Origin of the sequence: Pedobacter faecalis, assembly GCF_030182585.1 — a bacterium.
GTDB lineage: Bacteria > Bacteroidota > Bacteroidia > Sphingobacteriales > Sphingobacteriaceae > Pedobacter > Pedobacter faecalis.
The window spans coordinates 19004-37720 of the sequence record NZ_JARXOW010000001.1 but is presented as its reverse complement, the minus strand read 5'-3'; the positions used below and the strand labels follow the sequence as shown (position 1 = coordinate 37720).

Sequence of the window (18717 nt, the reverse complement as noted above, 5' to 3'; positions counted from 1 at the left end):
CGTTTACAAACTCTCAAACACATACCATTGAACAAATATATACGAAAAAGTCTTAAGGTACTTCTTTGGGTAATTGGCTGCATGATTCTGCTGTTTGTGCTGATTGCCGCTTCTTTAAACATTCCTGCCGTACAGAACTTTGTTAAGGACAAAGCTATAGGCTATCTGAAGAAAAAAACAAAAACAGAGGTAAGTCTGGAGAGCATTAAAATTGCACTTCCGAAAGATGTTGTGCTTAACAAGTTTTATATCGAGGATCTGAAAGGCGATACACTCCTTTATGCACAGAAACTGTCGGTAGACATCAGCCTGTTTAAGCTGATCAGCAACAAGGTGGAGATTAACAATATTTCTCTGGAGAAGATCAGGGCTAACGTTACCAGGATTGATCCGGACACCACGTTTAACTTCTCTTTCCTGGTCGACGCCTTTATGTCGGAACAAACAAAGCCGGAAGAAGAGGTTGAGAAGGATACGACTTCAACCATGAAGTTCGCTATCGACAAGGTGCGTTTTGAAGATATCGGGATTGTTTACCATGATGATGTGGCGGGGAACGACCTGAAGCTGAACCTTGGGGAATTTACAGCGAAGGTGAAGGACTTTGACCTTGCCAATCAGCGCTATGTGATCAGGGAACTGGAGCTTAACAATACGAGTGTCGATTACCTTCAGCAAAAGCCGCTGACGGTGCTGGCGGCACAGCTGGAGAAAAGCGTGGATACCGCTCAGACGGAATCGGGCAAGCTGCCGACGGTTGAAATTGAGGATTTTGCATTTAATAACGTGCGTGTAGGCTTTGCTGATCGTTTGTCGGGCATGGATGCAGACCTTGATCTGCAAAAACTTGAATTGACTGATTTGCTGGTTGACCTGACCAACAGTAAGTATACGCTCGGGGAAGGCAAGATAAACGACACTAAAATCGGATTTTCAAATGCGGGAAGTAAGGCGAACGTAGCTTTGGGCGAACTTTCTTTAAGCAAATTACTGGCAGACGTTAAGAGCGGACAATATAAAATTGATGACGCGGCGCTGAACAATTCAAACGTGCTGTTTGCGCTCAAGCCAGCACCTAAAACCGCGACTGTTGCTTCTGTCCCGGCCGATTCTACGGCAGCCTCTGCCCCTTTAAGTTTACAGCTAGGCAAAATCAGACTCGCGAACAACAACGTACAGTTCGATAATATAGCAGCCCGGCCAGTGAGGAATGTTATGGATTTTAATCATTTGAAGTTCAGCGATCTGACCTTGATGGCGGAGCAAATTGCCTACAGCGACACTGCCATAACCGCAAACCTTCGTGAAGGAAGCTTCCGGGAAAAAAGTGGCTTTCAACTGAACACTTTGCAAGGCGATGTGGTGTATAATCAAAAGCAAATCCGTATTGACAACTTCAAGCTTAAAACTCCCAATACCAGTATTGAAAATAATACCCAGTTGAACTATACCAGCATGGATGACCTCACCAAGCATCCCGAGCGCGTAAAGCTGGCGATGACAGTGAATAACACAACGATTGGGCTGCGCGATGCTGCTTACTTTAGCGATGCTATCCCGGCCAATTACCGGAATGAGAAAATAAGGCTGGAAGCGAGCGCAAACGGCTACATGAACAACCTGGCGGTTCCTAAATTGCAGGTGCGAGGGCTGAAAAATACACAGATTGACATCAGCGGCACGGCGAAAGGTTTGCCTGATATGGAAAAAACGGTACTTGATCTGAAAATTAAAAGGTTCTCGCTTACGAAGCAGGACCTCCTGGTCATTATTCCGAGGAACTCGCTGCCAGCCAGTATACAACTACCGAATGCAATCCTGGCTAACGGATTGTTTAAAGGTTCCATGACGAATTTTACGACCGGCTTTAATATCGCCACCGATATGGGATCTGCTAAACTGGCTGCAAAAATGCGCGGTGCGAAGGGTCGCGAAAGATACGCGGCGAACGTAAGTCTGAATAATTTCAACTTAGGCCGGCTGCTGAAGCAGGAACCAACGCTTGGCCGGATTACGGTAAAAGCAACTGCAAGCGGTGCGGGTCTGGATATGAAAACCGCCTCAGCAAAGCTAGATGCCCATCTTGTTAGTGCTTTCTATAACAAATACACCTATCGCAATTTATATCTGACCGGCGATTATAACCGCCAGAAGGTGAATTTGCGGAGCAGTATGGCCGATAGTAACGCCAACTTTAAGTTGACCGCAGCGGTAAACATGGCTGGTAAATATCCTGCTGTAAAGGCTGATCTGGACCTGGTTCAGGTCGACCTTCAAAAGCTAAACTTCAGCACCTCAGAATTCCGTGTAGCGGGGCTGCTCGATGCTGATATCGAAACAGCTGATCCTGACTATCTGAATGGCGACATCAGCCTGAGGGGTTTGCAGTTTGCGAAAGATGGTCAGCGGTTTAACATGGATACGATTGATATTCACTCGGAAGCAACGGCCGACCACAATCTGCTGACGCTGAAATCGGAAATTCTGAGTGCCCGCGTTGATGGTAAATACCAGCTGACCAATATGGGGGCGGCTGTGATCAATGAGATCAATAAATATTACGCATTTAGCGAAGTGAAGGAAGTTCCGGATCAGCGCATGCGGTTTAAATTAGACATTTACAATGCTAAAGTCCTGAAAAACTTTGTTCCTGATCTGACCAGCTTCTCTCCTTCCAGCATTAGCGGGGTGATTGATACGCAGCAGGACAGCCTGAAAATGAAAGCCTGGTTTCCGCAGGTCGTATATGGCGATTTTAAGGTTGACAGTACCAGACTGGACATTGGCAATACTGCCGAACGGCTATCGTATAAACTCACGGTGGGAAGCCTGCAGAGCCCTTCAATTGCGCTGTATAACTCCGAGATAGGTGGGCAGGCTGCAAATAATCAACTGGGACTTAATGTTTATTTGCGTGACAGCGAGCGTAAGGATAAGTATGTACTTGGTGGTACATTTAAATCGGTTAATAAGGATTACCAGTTTTCGCTTGATCCGCAGAAACTTTTGCTCGATTATGAGCGCTGGGCTATTGCGCCTGACAATTATTTGCAGTTCGGACAATCGGGCATCCTGGCGCACCGGTTTAATCTAAGTAAGGGCAACCAGCTATTAAGCATTAACAGTTCGGACGAGACGCCTAACTCGCCGGTGGAGGTTCAGTTTAAGGACTTCAGAATTGAGACACTGACTAAGTTTGCACAGCAGGACAGCGCGCTTGTCGGCGGTGTGATTAATGGAACAGCTAATATAAGCGAACTGACCGGAAGTCCTAAGTTTGTGGCTAACCTCACGGTAGACGAGTTGCGTTACCAGAAAGACCAGCTTGGTACGTTGCGTATAGCGATAAATAACAATACAGCAAATGCATACGAGGTGAATGTGGCGCTAACCGGCGTCCATGAATTGCGCGTGAACGGCTTTTATTATACCAATACGGAAAACGCGCTTGATCTGACACTAAACCTTGATAAGGTAGACTTAAAATCACTGGAAAGTGTGTCGATGGGCCAGATCAAGAATGGGTCGGGAACCATCACCGGACAGATGACGATGAAAGGATCCACATCTTCCCCGCAGGTGCGTGGTAATATAGACTTTAACCAGGTTGCTTTTACTGCGGGGTACGTAAACTCGTATCTGCGAATTCCTAACGAATCGATACGCTTTACAGATACCGGTGTAAATTTCGACAGTTTCACGATCCTTGATTCGCTAGGCAAACAGGCCGTGATCAATGGAGGGATACGCACGACAAATTATCAGGACTTTGCTTTCAATATGGACATCACCACAGATAATTTCCGGGCGTTGAATTCGACTTCTGAAGACAATGAAATGATCTATGGCACCGTGTACCTGACGAGTAACATTAAGGTTCGTGGCGACATGAACCAACCGAATGTTGATATGACAGTGACCGTTGAAAAGGGCACAAAATTCTTTTTCGCAGTGCCAACGAGCGATCCTTCGGTGATCGATCAGGAAGGCATTGTGCAGTTTATCGATGCTGATGCTCCTCCCTTTAACGGACAAATGGCGCTAAAAACGGATAGCATGAACAAAGCGCCGATTAAAGGCATGACGCTTAACGCGACTCTGAACCTCGACCCTGAAGCGGAATTAAATGTGGTGGTAGACCCCGCCAATGGCGATGCTCTAAAGGTACGCGGAGAGGCTAACCTGATTGCTACGATGGATGCCAGCGGCAAGACTAGTCTGACAGGCCGTTATGAGATTAATGACGGCTCCTATAACTTGTCGGTAGGACCGCTGGGTAAAAAGTCTTTCAGCCTGGTTAAGGGTAGTTCCATTGTCTGGACCGGCGATCCGATGTCGGCCAACGTTGACCTTACCGCCTTGTATGAGGTGAACGCTGCACCTATTGATCTATTGAACGAAGAGAACAACATTCAGGCAAAAACGAAACTGCCATTCCAGGTTTACCTGATGATGGAGGATGAACTGATGAAGCCTACCATCTCATTCAGGCTGGATCTACCAGAAAATGAGCGCGGTGCGCTCGGGGGACAAGTATATGCCAAACTTCTTCAGGTAAACCAGGATGTTAATGAACTGAACAAACAGGTATTTGCGCTGCTTGCTTTGAACCGCTTCATTGCAGATAATCCGTTTCAAAGTCTGGCTGGCGGAGGCGGTGGCGTATCTACCCTTGCCCGTTCTAGTGTAAGTAAACTTCTGACCGAGCAGCTCAACAACCTGGCGTCTGATCTCATCCAGGGGGTTGATCTTAATTTCAACCTGAATTCTTCTGAAGACTATTCTACCGGTTCACTCGAGCAGAAGACAGATCTGGAAGTTGGCTTGTCCAAGAAGTTGTTAAACGACAGGCTGACCGTAACAGTGGGCAGCTCATTTGGCATTGAAGGGCCGGAAACGCAAAACCAAAACTCTAGCAATATCGCAGGCAACGTGAATGTAGAATATGCGCTTTCTGCCGACGGCAGGTACAGACTGAGGGCCTATCGCCGTAACCAGAATGAAAGTGTTATCGAGGGACAGATCATCGAGACCGGTCTTGGCTTTGCGCTTGTAGTAGATTACAACAAATTCAGGGAGATTTTCCAAAAGAAAGAAACCAGGGAAGAGCGAAGGGCAAGACGGGAAAAAAACAAACAAAGGGAACAGGAAAACAGAAATCGTGAAGCACGTGAACAACAGCTTAAAGCTGAGGGCATGAGCCCAGACAGCACAAACACCACCAGATAAAATGAACAGATCTCACTTAATTTTATTAGCATTATTTTCGTTATTTATCCTTGCTGGCTGCAGCAGCACCCGCGGCTTAAAGCCGGGGCAGATTTTGTACACCGGCGCGGACGTAAAGATAAATCCGGATTCTTCGGGGCGGATAGATGATCAGAAGTCGGTAAAAGACGCACTTGAAAGCCGCACCAGGCCCCGCCCGAACAAGTCTATCCTCGGATTTAAGTATAAACTGTTCTTTTACAACCTGGCTGGCGAGCCTAAGAAGAATAAGGGCTTTAAACACTGGTTGCGGACTAAACTTGGTGAACCCCCGGTACTGCTGAGTGAGGTTAAACTACGGTATAACAATGATGTGCTAACGAGCTACCTGATAAGTCAGGGATATCTTCAATCGGTGGTTACCGGCGACACGGTGGTGAAGAAGAAAAAAGGCAAGGCTGTGTATACGGCTGTTACCGGCCAGCGTTATAAGATCAATAGCATTTCCTTTCCGAAAGACAGTGGTAACCTGGCCAATATCATTAATGCAAATAAGGATAAATCCTTATTGAAAGCGGGCGACTACTACGATTTGGAAACCTATAAAAATGAGCGGATACGGATTGACAACGACCTGAAAGAGAGTGGCTATTTTTACTTCAGCCCGGATTACCTGATTATGCAGGTAGACAGCACAATTGGACGAAACATGGTGGATGTTAGGATACGGCTTAAGGACAGCGCTCCGGATGCGGGACTGAAGCCGTACACCATTCGAGACATCAATATCTTCCCAAATTATAACGTACGCCGCGACAGTGTTCTGAAACGCCTTAAGCCACTGGAGTTCGGGAACTTCAATATTTACGATAACCGGAACACGTTTAAACCATGGGTGTTTAACCGCCTGGTATTTTTCGAAAAAGGTGAACGCTACAACCGGAGAGATCATAGCCAGTCGCTGAACAGACTCGTGAACATCGGCACTTTTCAGGGTGTGAGGGCCGATTTTGTGCCGATAGATAGTTTTAAGAATAATCAGCTTGATCTAAATCTATACCTTACTCCTCTGAAAAAGAACTCGCTTACCTTCTCTGTTCTGGGAACCAGCAAGTCGAACAATTTTGTGGGATCGGAAGTGAGGCTCACGCAGACAACACGGAACCTGTTCAGGGCAGCTGAACAGCTTGATGTAAGTGTAAGCGGCGGATTCGAAACCCAGGTGAGCGGCCAGGCCAGAGGTTTGAACTCTTATTCTTTTACCACTGAAGGAAAATTGACCTTCCCGCGCCTGATCATACCCTTCTTTAAGTTTAGTAGCACAAATGCCTTTGTACCAAAGACGATCGTAACGGCGTCGTATCAACTGCTGAGCAGAGGTTCCCTATATAATCTTAACTCCATCAGGGGTGAGTTCGGCTACAATTTCAAGGAGAGTAAATACAAGGAACATACCTTTAACCCTATCTCGATCAATTATGTTCAGCCTTCGAATGAAAATGAGAAAAAGCTGGACAGCCTGTACCGGATCGGCTTGAGAGGGGTTCTGGAAAAACAGTTCATCATTGGGAGCAACTACAACTTCACCTATACCAATCAAATGGAGGACGAAAGACGAAACAACCTTTATTTTAGTGGTGATATAGAGACTGCCGGCAACGTATGGGGTTTGTTTGTTCCGGAAAACGACGAGGGTCAGAAAACTTTCCTGAAAACCCCGCTAACGCAATTTGTAAGGCTGGAGGCTGATGTAAGAGACTATTTTAAACTAACCAAGGGCATCACCTGGGCCAACCGCTTCAATGTTGGCTATGGCTTCGCTTACGGCAACAGCAGGGCGTTACCCTATGTAAGACAATTTTTTGCCGGTGGAAGTAATGACATCAGGGCATTTAGGGCCAGAGGTTTGGGACCGGGCACGTATGAGCTGCCTGACACTATCTTTGCTGATCAGGGCGGTGACGTAAAAATTATGCTGAATACTGAGCTCCGCTTTAAGCTGGTAAGCGTACTGCACGGTGCACTATTTGCCGACGCAGGTAACGTGTGGCTACGGAAAGAGGATCCGGAACGTCCTGGTTCAAAGTTCAGGCCCGGATATGCTTTGAGTGAAATGGCTGTAGGAACAGGGGCTGGTTTAAGGGTTGATGCAACCATATTTGTAATTCGTCTGGATGTAGCCTTTCCGATCAGAAAACCATACCTGCCGCCGGGTGATCGCTGGGTAATTGATCAGATTGATTTTGGCAGTAAGGACTGGCGCAGGGAAAATCTGATCTATAACATAGGAATCGGATATCCATTCTAATCGCAATTGAGCATGGCAGTTCTAAGAAAAGTGAAACACTTCTTTATAGCGGTATACCATTTATTTGTTGCCGCCGGTAAAGGCTTCTCGGAAGACCGGGTGATGAAATTAAGCGCGGCATTGGCATATTATACCATATTTGCGCTAACTCCCCTGATCATTATCATTATCTCCGCAGCATCATTGTTTCTGGGCGATAATATGGATCCTAACACTAAGCTTTTTGGTGAAATCAGCGAACTTGTTGGTCCCGATGCTGCTAATCAACTCAGGAGTTTTGTAAATAACGCCAACTATTCCGGTAAAAGCACGCTCGGCTTAATCATTGGTATAGGAACGCTGATCATTGGTGCAACGGCGATCTTCATTGAAATTCAAGATAGTATAAACCTGATCTGGAAGGTGAAAGCCGTACCAAAGAAAGGCTGGAAGAAGCTCATCGTTAACCGTTTACTGTCGTTTTCACTGATTGCTTCGCTGGGATTCCTCCTGCTTGTATCGCTGGTCGTTAATAGCGTTGTTGTGGCAATTGGCAGTAAGCTTGAGCTTTATGCTACTAAGATTGGCGTAGAGCAGGTTTCTGAACTGTTTATGCTTATCCTTACGAACGCGCTCACGCTTGCTGTGGTGACCTGTGTTTTTGCTGTTATCTTCAAGGTATTGCCAGATGTGGACCTGAAATGGAAGCCTGCCCTGGTAGGCGCTCTTTTTACCGCTATATTGTTCAGTATTGGCAAATATGCCATTGGTATCTATATAGAGAAAGGTGATCCTGGCTCAGCGTTTGGCGCGGCCAGCTCTGTGATCGTTATTTTGGTGTGGATTTATTATACAGCTGTTATATTATACTTTGGGGCAGAGTTTACACAAGCCTATGCGGAAAGGTATGATCATGGGATAAGCCCGACTAAGTATGCCGTTCATACTAAAGTCATCGTGGTAGAAAAGAAAGTGGACGTGCTTCCGCCACAGCATCCTGAGGACACTAAAATCGACCCTGCTAAAGAAGATTAGCAGGAGCTGCTCAGGCAGACTCCGCGAAGTCGTCTTCTACCACATCGTGTACAACAGCTGTTGTTGCTGCATCCTCCACCGCTGAAACCAATTCCTCTACGGTGTCTTTTTCCACCCGAAGGTTACGGATAATGTGCTGCTGACGGTCCGGAGTGTTCTTGCCCATATAATATTCAAGAAGGCCCTTTATGGTCTGATCTTTTAGGATCACCGGATCGAGCCGTATATCTTTTCCTATAAAAAGACCGAACTCGTCGGGCGATATTTCACCTAGCCCTTTAAACCGCGTGATCTCTGGTCTGTTCCCTAGCTTCTCAATCGCCTTTTTTCGCTCATCATCGCTATAACAATATATTGTTTCCTTTTTATTGCGAACCCTGAAAAGCGGGGTTTGCAAAATGTAGACATGGCCCGCACGGACCAAATCGGGGAAAAACTGCAGAAAGAAAGTCATCATTAACAAACGGATGTGCATACCGTCTACGTCAGCATCCGTGGCAATTACGATGTTATTGTAATGTAAACCTTCCAGACCGTCCTCAATGTTCAGCGCATGCTGAAGGAGGTTAAATTCCTCATTCTCATACACTACTTTTTTGGTGAGTTCATAACAGTTTAAAGGTTTGCCCTTAAGACTGAATACTGCCTGGCACTCTACGTCCCTGGATTTGGTAATAGAGCCCGAAGCGGAATCACCCTCGGTAATGAAAAGCGTTGTCTCATACCGTCTGTCGTGATTGCTGTTGAAATGAACCTTGCAATCCCTGAGTTTCTTATTGTGCAGGGAAGCTTTTTTAGCACGGTCGTTGGCCAGTTTCTTAATACCTGCGATATCCTTACGCTCCCTTTCCGACTGCATGATGCGTTTCAGAAGCGCGTCTGCAACATCCTGGTGTTTGTGCAAATAATCGTCAAGTTCCTTTTTTACAAAGTCATTTACAAAGGTTCTTACGGTGGGACCATCCGGACCAATGTTCTGCGAACCAAGCTTTGTTTTTGTCTGTGATTCGAACACCGGTTCCTGTACGCGGACGGATATGGCCGCAATGATTGAGGCCCTGATATCTGAGGCATCGAATTCTTTCTTATAGAACTCACGTATAGTCTTTACTACCGCTTCTCGGAAAGCGGCCTGGTGAGTACCACCCTGGGTGGTATGCTGGCCGTTAACGAAAGAATGATAGTCCTCTCCGTACTGCTGCCCATGCGTCATAGCAATCTCAATGTCGTTGCCCTTCATATGGATCACCGGGTAGCGGATATGTTCTACATCAGCCACCTTGTGCAACAGATCGTAAAGTCCGCGCTCAGAGAAATATTTCTGTCCGTTATAATTGATTGTAAGCCCGGTGTTCAGAAAAACATAATTCCAGATCATGCTTTCCACGAAATCGCTTATATAGTGATAATTGCGGAATATCGTATCGTCGGGATAAAAGGTAATTGCTGTACCATTGCGCTGGGTGGTATCTATAATATCATGATCTGTAACGATCTCCCCTTTCGAGAACTCGACCTTCTTCGTTTTACCGTCGCGATACGATTGAACCGTAAATGTGCTGGACAGTGCGTTCACCGCCTTAGTACCCACCCCGTTAAGACCGACCGATTTTTGGAAAGCCTTACTGTCGTACTTGCCGCCGGTATTAATCTTAGATACGCAGTCGATCACTTTCCCTAAAGGAATCCCCCTGCCGTAATCCCGTACGTTGACCTTATGTTCTGAAACAGTTATCTCGATCGTCTTGCCCGACCCCATCACAAACTCATCGATCGAGTTGTCGACGATCTCCTTAAGCAAAACATATATCCCGTCGTCCTGCGCTGAGCCGTCGCCCAGCTTACCGATATACATACCCGGGCGCAGTCTGATGTGTTCCTTCCAGTCGAGCGATCGTATACTATCTTCGTTGTAGTTTGGTTCAGCCATGATGATTTGGAGTATAACACAAATATAACATTTTATAACTACCTTTGCAGGAAAGTGATACTCTTTCACTTATTACTTAATATATTATACATTGTCATTTCAAGAATTAAATCTGATTGAGCCGATCCTAAAGGCGCTGCAATCAGAAGGTTATACACAACCAACTCCAATACAAGCCCAATCTATCCCTTCTATATTACAAGGCCGCGACCTTCTAGGATGCGCGCAGACCGGCACAGGTAAAACAGCCGCTTTTGCGATCCCGATGCTGCAGCTTTTAAACAAACCGCATACGAATACTAAAGTACATAAGGCCATTAAAGCTCTGGTGCTTACCCCTACCAGGGAACTTGCTATTCAGATCGAAGAGAGTTTCAAAGCCTATGGGAAGAACCTTCCAATAAGACATCTGGTTATTTTCGGCGGTGTGGGGCAAAAGTCTCAGACCGATGCACTGCAAAGGGGCGTAGATATTTTGGTGGCTACTCCGGGTCGTTTGCTCGACCTGATGAACCAGGGTTTCATTAACTTAAAAGACATTGAGCTTTTTGTACTTGATGAGGCAGACCGGATGCTCGACATGGGCTTTATCCATGACGTTAAAAAGGTGATCGCAAAGCTTCCGGCTATGCGGCAAACATTATTTTTTTCTGCTACCATGCCAAAAGAGATTCAGGGACTTGCAGATACCATCCTTACAAACCCTGTTAAGGTGGAAGTAACACCTGTGTCCTCTACTGCCGAGAAGATTAGTCAGCAGGTGTTCTATGTCGAAAAAAGCGACAAAAAAAACCTGCTCCTTCACATTTTGAAGGATCCGTCTATCGAAACAGCCCTGGTTTTTGCACGGACGAAACATGGATCTGACCGCATTGTTAAAGACCTGATAAAGGCTGGCATTAGGGCCGAAGCCATTCATGGTAATAAGTCGCAAAACGCGAGACAAAGAGCTTTGACGAACTTCAAAGCCAAGACAACGCGTATCCTGGTCGCTACTGATATTGCGGCAAGGGGTATAGACGTAGATGAACTTGCGCATGTGATCAATTATGAACTTCCAAATATCCCGGAGACTTATGTACACCGGATCGGACGTACCGGCAGGGCTGGTTTAAGCGGCACGGCATTTTCGTTCTGCGATGGCGAGGAAAAAGCATATTTAAATGATATCGAAAAACTGATCGGCCTGAAATTGCCGGTTACGGAAGATCACCCTTACGCCAAAAGCTGGCAAAGCCTGCTGACTTCAGCGCCGGATACAAAAGCCAAAAGCCGGGGCAGAAATTCTCAAAGCGCGCCGAGAAATGGCAGCAAAGAAAAAGAGCCTAATTTGAGCGGGGCCAGAAAGAAACCAAGCGGAGGAAAACGCTGGTTTGGCAAACGGACCGCTAAGTCTTAAATAAAAAAGCAGGAACTACTATATTCCTGCTTTTTTTATGCTGTGGTCAATGGATCTATCGTCCAAAATCATCCTGAACCCTAACGATATCGCTTTCGTCTGAAGGGTTATCCAGGTCAGTATGCTGCCATATTTCTGAAACAATACCCCAGTCTTTCAAGCCGATCAGGCGATGTCTTTCGCCTTGCTTCAGTTTAATGCGCTGTCCGGGTGCAAGTTCCTGCAGTTCTCCCTCTTCATCTGTATCGCTTGTAACAACACCTACAGTACCGTTAACGACCTGCCAAATCTCTGCACGGCGGTGGTGATACTGCCAGGACAAACGAGTCTCTGGTGCAACGATCAATATCTTCGGACTTAGCTTTCCTGAAATTCGCAGGTCCTCTACGTTAAGGCCTTCGAAATAAATATTGGCAAATTGTTGGGCTTGTGCTTCGTCGATAACAAAAAAACCGCCCCATGGACGAGTTTCATCACGATTGATGACATTGAAACCTTCAATCTTCAACCGTTGTGCGACACTTTCAAATATCTCTTTTTTCTGATCTGACATTGGGAATATTAATTTTTAAACACCAAAAGTAGGAAAAAAAATTACAACGCGATAAACGTGCTGGGTGACAGGCAAAAAAAAGCCCGGAACAAAGCCCGGGCCCTTATAAGATAGGAATGTAAGTTTAACGGTTGAGCTGAGCGTTGATACGCTTCACGATGTAATCTATGTCGAAAGGCTTGCTGATATAATCATTGGCGCCTGCTTCAAGACTTTTCTGCTTATTCTGGTCGTTCGCCGACATGACGATAATCGGGATATGTCTGGTGAAGGGATCGCTCTTCAGATCAGTACAAATATCGGTACCGTCACCGTCAGGTATCATTACATCCAGAATGAACAGATCAGGTACTGAATCTCTTAATTTGCTCTTTAGCTCTGTAAAAGAAGACGACAATTGCAATTCATAACCTTCGTCTTTTAGCAAGACGCCGATTATGTATCTGATATCCTCATCATCTTCAAGCACATGTATTCTTTTTATCATGTTAGAGTAGTTTTATATGGTCGTTGCGTTTTTATAAGCAACAACTTTGCCACATCTGCGGAAATGCATATAAATGTTACTTAAACATCTCAAAGCTGAATTGCGCCACACTCCAGAATTCGTCGAGCGCGATAATCCTTGGTTTGAAAAATGATATGAGTGTAGGCCAGTCTTCTTTCCTGAATATCCGTACACCACTTAAGGAACGCTCAATACGGCAAATAGTTTTACCATATTCATCGGCTACAAACTTATTCCATTCCCATTCTTCTCCAAGTTGTTCATGCAGGACTTTTTTTAATTCGCTAAATTGTTCAAAAACAAGTTCCTGAATGCCTGGGTCCGGATTGGAAATCTCTATAGCGATGGAGGCCGATCGGTTGTCGGCCTGCATCTTGAACTGAAGATGCTTAATGCCGGTCTTATAATTTACCCAGTTTATCCGCATTCCATCTGCCGAAGGATGGGGCGAGATGTATTGACCGAAAGTAGTCCAGAATTCGTGTCTAAGCTGTGATGCCTCGCTCTTTGAATACAACCTGTTATCTTTTTTGTCTGTAAAGTTAGCTTTTTTTTTGTCAGTCCTTATCATGGTCGTCATCTGATGATTCATGTTTAATGACCACTGAGTCTGAAGTTGGCACCGGCCGGTTAGACCCGGTACCGTTGGTATCCACGGCTTCATCACTTCCCTCTACTAAAATCTTGTCGAGCTGAGTCGTAGGATTTACGTCGTCCTGGTTCTGCAAATTACCTTTCGTATTTTTCATAATTATTGTTATTGTGTTCCTCGTGTAACAAGCGTTGCATCTGCTATGTTTTATAGAAACTTCCGGAATGAGATTAATCGAAACATTTTACGTGCTTTTGAGTTTCAATTAAGTGAATAATTAAATCGGATTATGTCAAAAACCATAGTGATAACCGGGGCATCCAGCGGCGTAGGAAAAGCAATCGCACTTGCATTTGCGGAAAGACAGGACAGACTTTTCCTGGCTTCCAGGAATGAGAGAGAACTTGAAGAACTGGTTGCGGAGTGTAGATCATTTGGAGCTATTGCCACCGTTGTTAAAACCGACGTTACGGAGTCGGCCGACATGGTCAACCTTGCTGCAATAGCCGATGAGCAAGGCGCGGGAATAGATGTATGGGTAAACAATGCAGGGGTTCTGGCTGTCGGCCCATTTGATGAAACCCCAATGGTTGTGCAGGAACAGGTGATAAAGACAAACCTGCTTGGTTACATGCATGGCGCACATGCGGCACTTCCATATTTTAAGAAACAACAGTATGGTATACTGATCAATAATATCTCCATTGGCGGCTTCTTGCCTGTTCCGTTTGGTGTGGCATATTCGGCCAGTAAGTTTGGACTGAGGGGCTTCTCCGCCGCATTAAAAACAGAATTGGCCGAATTTGAAAACATCCATGTGTGTGATATTTTCCCTGCATTTCTGGATACGCCAGGCATACAGCATGCGGCTAACTATACCGGAAAGCAAGTCAGACCGGCACCTCCTGTTTATGACCCAAGACGTATTGCATCGACCGTGACAGCGCTTGCCGACAATCCCACAAATGAAACGATGATCGGTAGCGCGTCGCGCCTGCTGCGTTTGTCTTACGCTTTAATGCCTGGGCTTACCAAGGGGATCGCCGGAGCAGTAATCAAATGTTACTTGAACAGAGCTGAAAAAATAGAAAAATCAGACGGTAACCTGTTTAACCCCGTGCGGTATGGAAACGCTGTGTACGGGGGCTGGGGGCTACCAGGGAAACCTAAAGCCCACCGGAAATATATCGGTGGCGGAATTATACTTGGATTAGCTGCCGCACTGCTCCTGCTGAAAAAGCATTCTTAACATTCTCCAGGCATTTGAAGCTTAAGCTGCACCTTCCGCGCGGGGTATAGAGAAATGAAATGTTGAACCTTTGCCAGCTTCACTTTCCACCCAGATCCTGCCACCATGTTCGGATACGATCTCGTTAGCAATGTACATTCCCATCCCTAAGCCCGAATAGGAACTGGCTACACCTTTATCCCTATAAAATTTTTCAAATACTCTTGACACACTTTCACTGTTCATTCCAAAACCTTCGTCCTTAACAGAAATAACCAATTCAGCATTGTCGTTCAGGCTGCTACTGATATTAATCCTGCTTCCGGGAGCCGAATACTTTGCCGCGTTAGATACCATATTGCTTATAACCTGCTCTATGCGAACAGGATCTATGAAAAGTTGAACATCATCGCACACGGACATTTCGAGTTCATGGCTTGAAGTAATCAATACAAGGTCTGCAAAGAGGCGTTCCAAAACAGCATTAACCATCATAGGCTGCTTATCATATTCCAGCTTACCGCTGTCTGTCTTGGCAGAATCAAGGAGCTTTACGGAGAGGTGATTGAGTTTTTTAAGCTGCTGTTCTATTTTCGTAATAATCTTTCGTGTCTCCTCAAGTGTTTCTTTTTTTGCGGCCATCTGAACATAGCCATGTAACACCGTCAGCGGAGTTTTGATTTCGTGGCTGGCAACCGACAGGAATTCGCTTTTTAATTCGTTAAGACGTTTTGAGTATCGCAACTGCTCTTCCTGCATTTCGGTAAGACGCGAAAGCTCAGCATTTTTACTTTTAATCCCCTCATACGGTGAGATAATCTTGTCGCGCACTTCAGACCGTACGCGCCTCAGGACTTCAGCCCCGAAAGCGGCAGATCTTGGCAATCCGATACTGAAATTTATGGCGTAGCTCTCTGCGGTGCTAGTGAAATCTAACACAGGCACCAGCTTCTTGGCATAATAGAAGAGACGCTCGTCGATCAGTCCGTCGGCAACAGGATAAGTGAGCAATGCATTCAACTTATGCCTTGCATTATCGCTTGCCACAGCAACAGAAAGCAGGCCTTTATCCGTGTGCTCAATTAATACACGGCTTAGCTCAGAGAGTGCAGTAACAAAAGTGGTCTTAGTAGTAATACTCAATCCAATTATCTCCGCAGCGCGCATCATTTTCTGATGTGCAAGCATGACATCCATTTCGTTTTCCAGTGTTATCTCCAGAATTGAGTTCATAAAGTATTCAATTTAGCAACTATTACCGACATATCATCCGTTTGCCGCCCATAATCTTTATAGATGGCCGTAGCAAGTATCACCGGATCATGACGCTGAACACCGACATACCTGGAGATATCCCATCTGGACTTAATTCCATCTGAACATAAAATGACCAGAGGAAAATCACTACCGCTATATCGTTGAACATTCATTGTAGCAGGTATATTATGCCCGATAATTCCGTTATACGGTACGAGGTTTTTACTTGAGGCGTGTCCGAACAGCTTGCCCATGATGTTTCCTGCACCTGCAGCCTCCCAGGAGGCATCTTTTAGATTATATAACAATACGGTACCCACCCCCCCGCGGGTCTTCCTGATATAGCTGTGGATATATCTGACCGTTGCAACAGGGTCGTCGGTAAGGCAATTATTAAAGGCTTTAGCCGCCTCTTTAATCACCGCGTTTGCATCGGCGCCATGGCCCAGCCCGTCCATAAGCATTAATTTCACATGATTTTTGTTCCTGGCCACGATCAGCCCGTCTCCACTTACTTCCTCACCTTTCTTTGGTACAATAAGTGCCCCTAAAGCACTACTCATGCTGTTTTTAAGCGGCTTGTCTTTGAAGATCCTGATTAGAAGAATCGTGCCCCATCCCTGTAACGAATAAGCATCAAAAAAATCAGACAATCGCCGTATACTTCCTAATCCGTGCCCCATGGTGCTGGAGGTGGATACGCCGTCTTCCATCATGCGATCCACGTCTTTTATTCCAGGACCACTATCTATGCTGACGATTTCCAGATAGGACTCACTACCCTCCCCCTTTAAAGCGACAAGAATTTCGCCCCCTAAAGCGTGCTTCATCAGGTTAGAGGTGGTTTCTCCAACAATGATATCCGTATGCGCTACTTTTTGTTCAGGGAAGCCGGCCTCAGCAACCAATTTATGTATTTCCTTTTTGATGATCGCAAAATAACTTCTGTCGTTAGCATCAAAGCTCTTATAAACGCCACTAACCATTCGCCCACTTTGTTATAACAACTGTCGTTCCCTTACCCCACTCACTTTTAATGTCAAACTCATTTACCAGCCGCCTGGCGCCAGGCAAACCTAAACCGAGACTTTTCCCAGTCGAGAAGCCATCTTTCATGGCCTGGGCTATATCCTGAATTCCCGGACCATGATCTAAAAATGTCAGCCGAACGCCAGTATCCCTGCCCCGGCTTACCACTTCAATTAATGTCTCGCCTCCTCCGCCATATTTCAACATGTTCCTGACAAGTTCACTTGCAGCAGTGATCAGCTTGGTCTGATTAACCAGGCCCATCCTGATCTTTACAGCACACTCCTTAACTCTGTTTCTAAAAGGCACCACATCGTGATCTCTTTCAATCCGCATCTGCTGCTTAGAGAGCGAGATTATCATCGTTGTTTAGTTCTTCATCAATATCTTCCTGATCTACCACTATTTTTGACCTCAAAAACTCCATGCCCCGCTCCACATTTAGTGCCGTATGCACACCTGTTAGCGGCAATCCCAACTCAATAAGTGTAATGGCAACGGCGGGCTGCATCCCTACTACAACGGTATGCGCGTCGAGTATCTTAGACATGCTGGCGATATTACCAATAATCCTGCCCATAAAGGAATCTACGATCGACACGGCAGATATGTCGATTAAGACCCCCTGAGCGCCGGTCTTGTTAATGGTCTGAATAAGATCCGATTCCAGGTTCAGCGCTAAACGATCATAAAGATCTACTTGTATAGTCACAAGCAGAAAGGGTCCCATTTTTAAAATAGGAATTTTCTCCATAAAAACTTACTGATTTACTTTCACTACTTGTTTCCGGACTTCAAGCTTTAATACCTGAAAAGCATACTTAAGTGCACTCGCCAACGATGCCTTGGTGATGATACCTGACAGGTCTATCCCCAGATGCACAATGGTTTGCGCTATTTCCGGTCTGATACCGCTAATAACGCATTCGGCGCCCATGAGCCTTGTTGCTGCCACAGTTTTCATTAAATGCTGGGCTACCAGCGAATCAACAGCCGGAACTCCTGATATATCCAGGATGGCGATGGTACTTTCCGTCTGAACAATATTTTCAAGCAGACTTTCCATCACGATTTGCGTTCGTGAGCTATCCAGGGTGCCTATAATAGGTAAGGCAAGAATGCCGTCCCAAACCTGTATAACCGGAGTGGAAATCTCCGTGATTTCGTCGGTCTGACGCAGAATTACATCTTCCCTTCCCTTAATAAAAGTTTCGAAGGTAAGCATGCTGAAGTAGTCGAACAACTTACCGATCTTTGTCACTTCAGCATAAAGCAAAGCAGGATCGTCTTTTATTTCCTTTTCCAGGAGTTCAACCAAAGCTTGTTTCAGACTAAGTACATACATCCCGGTTTCCCTTGGGGAAAACCCTTGTCTTGCCCGGGAGATCGATACGCCGGAAAGGATCTCAATCAGCTGATCAAAATCGCCGGATTCCGGGTTGACAATATTTTCACTACTGATATTGTTCAGCAACGAAGTAAGCAGTTCTTCAGACTGTTCCCTCAGGTCTTCGTTACTGATCAGATCATCGCGCAGCCCGGCATCAGCCAGTTGATTTGTCATCCACTTTTCCATGATCTGAGCGCTTTTCTTTTTCAGAAGAGCCGACGTATTTTGTTTCATTCCAGTTATTTATTTTTTAAACAAAAGTAACAATCATTTGCACATTTGCAACGTCGACAAAACGAAG

15 protein-coding genes are annotated in these 18717 nt (G+C 45.6%); 5 read left to right on the top strand and 10 right to left on the bottom strand.

All coding sequences use genetic code 11. The features are described 5' to 3' along the window. Positions 1–27 precede the first annotated feature (27 nt). From QEP07_RS00165 to QEP07_RS00155, 3 genes are read left to right on the top strand one after another with little or no spacing between them, the layout of a single operon-like run. A complete protein-coding gene (locus tag QEP07_RS00165; protein ID WP_285007981.1) occupies positions 28–5229 on the top strand; it encodes a translocation/assembly module TamB domain-containing protein in 5202 nt (1733 codons plus the stop codon). 1 nt (position 5230) lies between these two features. Continuing rightward, the gene (gene tamL / locus QEP07_RS00160) at positions 5231–7516 is read left to right on the top strand and encodes a translocation and assembly module lipoprotein TamL (RefSeq protein WP_285007980.1); all 2286 of its coding nucleotides are present in this window, start codon (positions 5231–5233) and stop codon (positions 7514–7516) included. Between the two features lie 12 nt (positions 7517–7528). Next, complete coding sequence (locus tag QEP07_RS00155) at positions 7529–8530, top strand: YihY/virulence factor BrkB family protein (RefSeq protein ID WP_285007979.1); 1002 nt, start codon at positions 7529–7531, stop codon at positions 8528–8530. 10 nt (positions 8531–8540) lie between these two features. On the opposite strand, the gene QEP07_RS00150 is transcribed toward QEP07_RS00155, so the two are convergent. Further along, the gene (locus QEP07_RS00150; protein ID WP_285007978.1) at positions 8541–10460 is read right to left on the bottom strand and encodes a DNA topoisomerase IV subunit B; all 1920 of its coding nucleotides are present in this window, start codon (positions 10458–10460) and stop codon (positions 8541–8543) included. 91 nt (positions 10461–10551) lie between these two features. Between QEP07_RS00150 and QEP07_RS00145 the strand changes: the two genes are divergently transcribed. Beyond that, on the top strand, positions 10552–11859 hold the full coding sequence (locus QEP07_RS00145; RefSeq protein ID WP_285007977.1) for a DEAD/DEAH box helicase: 1308 nt from the start codon (positions 10552–10554) through the stop codon (positions 11857–11859). 55 nt (positions 11860–11914) lie between these two features. Here the strand turns inward: QEP07_RS00145 and QEP07_RS00140 are convergent, their stop codons facing one another. The 4 genes from QEP07_RS00140 to QEP07_RS00125 form a co-directional block, all read right to left on the bottom strand. Next, on the bottom strand, positions 11915–12412 hold the full coding sequence (locus tag QEP07_RS00140) for a cupin domain-containing protein (RefSeq protein WP_285007976.1): 498 nt from the start codon (positions 12410–12412) through the stop codon (positions 11915–11917). A gap of 124 nt (positions 12413–12536) precedes the next feature. After that, entirely contained in the window at positions 12537–12899 is a 363-nt protein-coding gene (locus QEP07_RS00135; RefSeq protein ID WP_256007012.1) for a response regulator transcription factor, read from the bottom strand. 76 nt (positions 12900–12975) lie between these two features. Then, positions 12976–13491 (bottom strand): DUF4268 domain-containing protein, encoded by a 516-nt coding sequence (locus tag QEP07_RS00130; protein WP_285007975.1) that lies wholly within the window; start codon positions 13489–13491, stop codon positions 12976–12978. Then, positions 13478–13669: a hypothetical protein gene (locus QEP07_RS00125; RefSeq protein ID WP_285007974.1), complete on the bottom strand. Its 192-nt coding sequence runs from the start codon at positions 13667–13669 to the stop codon at positions 13478–13480. Before QEP07_RS00125 ends, QEP07_RS00130 begins: the two co-directional genes overlap by 14 nt. A 132-nt stretch (positions 13670–13801) precedes the next feature. Between QEP07_RS00125 and QEP07_RS00120 the strand changes: the two genes are divergently transcribed. Continuing rightward, positions 13802–14761, top strand: coding sequence for an SDR family oxidoreductase (locus QEP07_RS00120; RefSeq protein ID WP_285007973.1), 960 nt, complete (start codon positions 13802–13804; stop codon positions 14759–14761). 21 nt (positions 14762–14782) lie between these two features. Here QEP07_RS00120 and QEP07_RS00115 read toward each other — a convergent pair whose 3' ends face one another. The 5 genes from QEP07_RS00115 to QEP07_RS00095 are packed head-to-tail and all read right to left on the bottom strand — an operon-like array spanning position 14783 to position 18650. Further along, entirely contained in the window at positions 14783–15973 is a 1191-nt protein-coding gene (locus QEP07_RS00115; RefSeq protein ID WP_285007972.1) for a sensor histidine kinase, read from the bottom strand. Then, a complete protein-coding gene (locus tag QEP07_RS00110; protein ID WP_285007971.1) occupies positions 15970–16983 on the bottom strand; it encodes an ATP-binding protein in 1014 nt (337 codons plus the stop codon). The genes QEP07_RS00115 and QEP07_RS00110 overlap by 4 nt, the downstream gene beginning before the upstream one ends. Then, positions 16976–17389: an anti-sigma regulatory factor gene (locus QEP07_RS00105; protein ID WP_256007018.1), complete on the bottom strand. Its 414-nt coding sequence runs from the start codon at positions 17387–17389 to the stop codon at positions 16976–16978. The genes QEP07_RS00110 and QEP07_RS00105 overlap by 8 nt, the downstream gene beginning before the upstream one ends. Further along, positions 17370–17780, bottom strand: coding sequence for an STAS domain-containing protein (locus tag QEP07_RS00100; protein ID WP_256007019.1), 411 nt, complete (start codon positions 17778–17780; stop codon positions 17370–17372). Before QEP07_RS00100 ends, QEP07_RS00105 begins: the two co-directional genes overlap by 20 nt. 6 nt (positions 17781–17786) lie before the next feature. Further along, complete coding sequence (locus tag QEP07_RS00095; protein WP_256007020.1) at positions 17787–18650, bottom strand: STAS domain-containing protein; 864 nt, start codon at positions 18648–18650, stop codon at positions 17787–17789. Between the last annotated feature and the right edge of the window lie 67 nt (positions 18651–18717).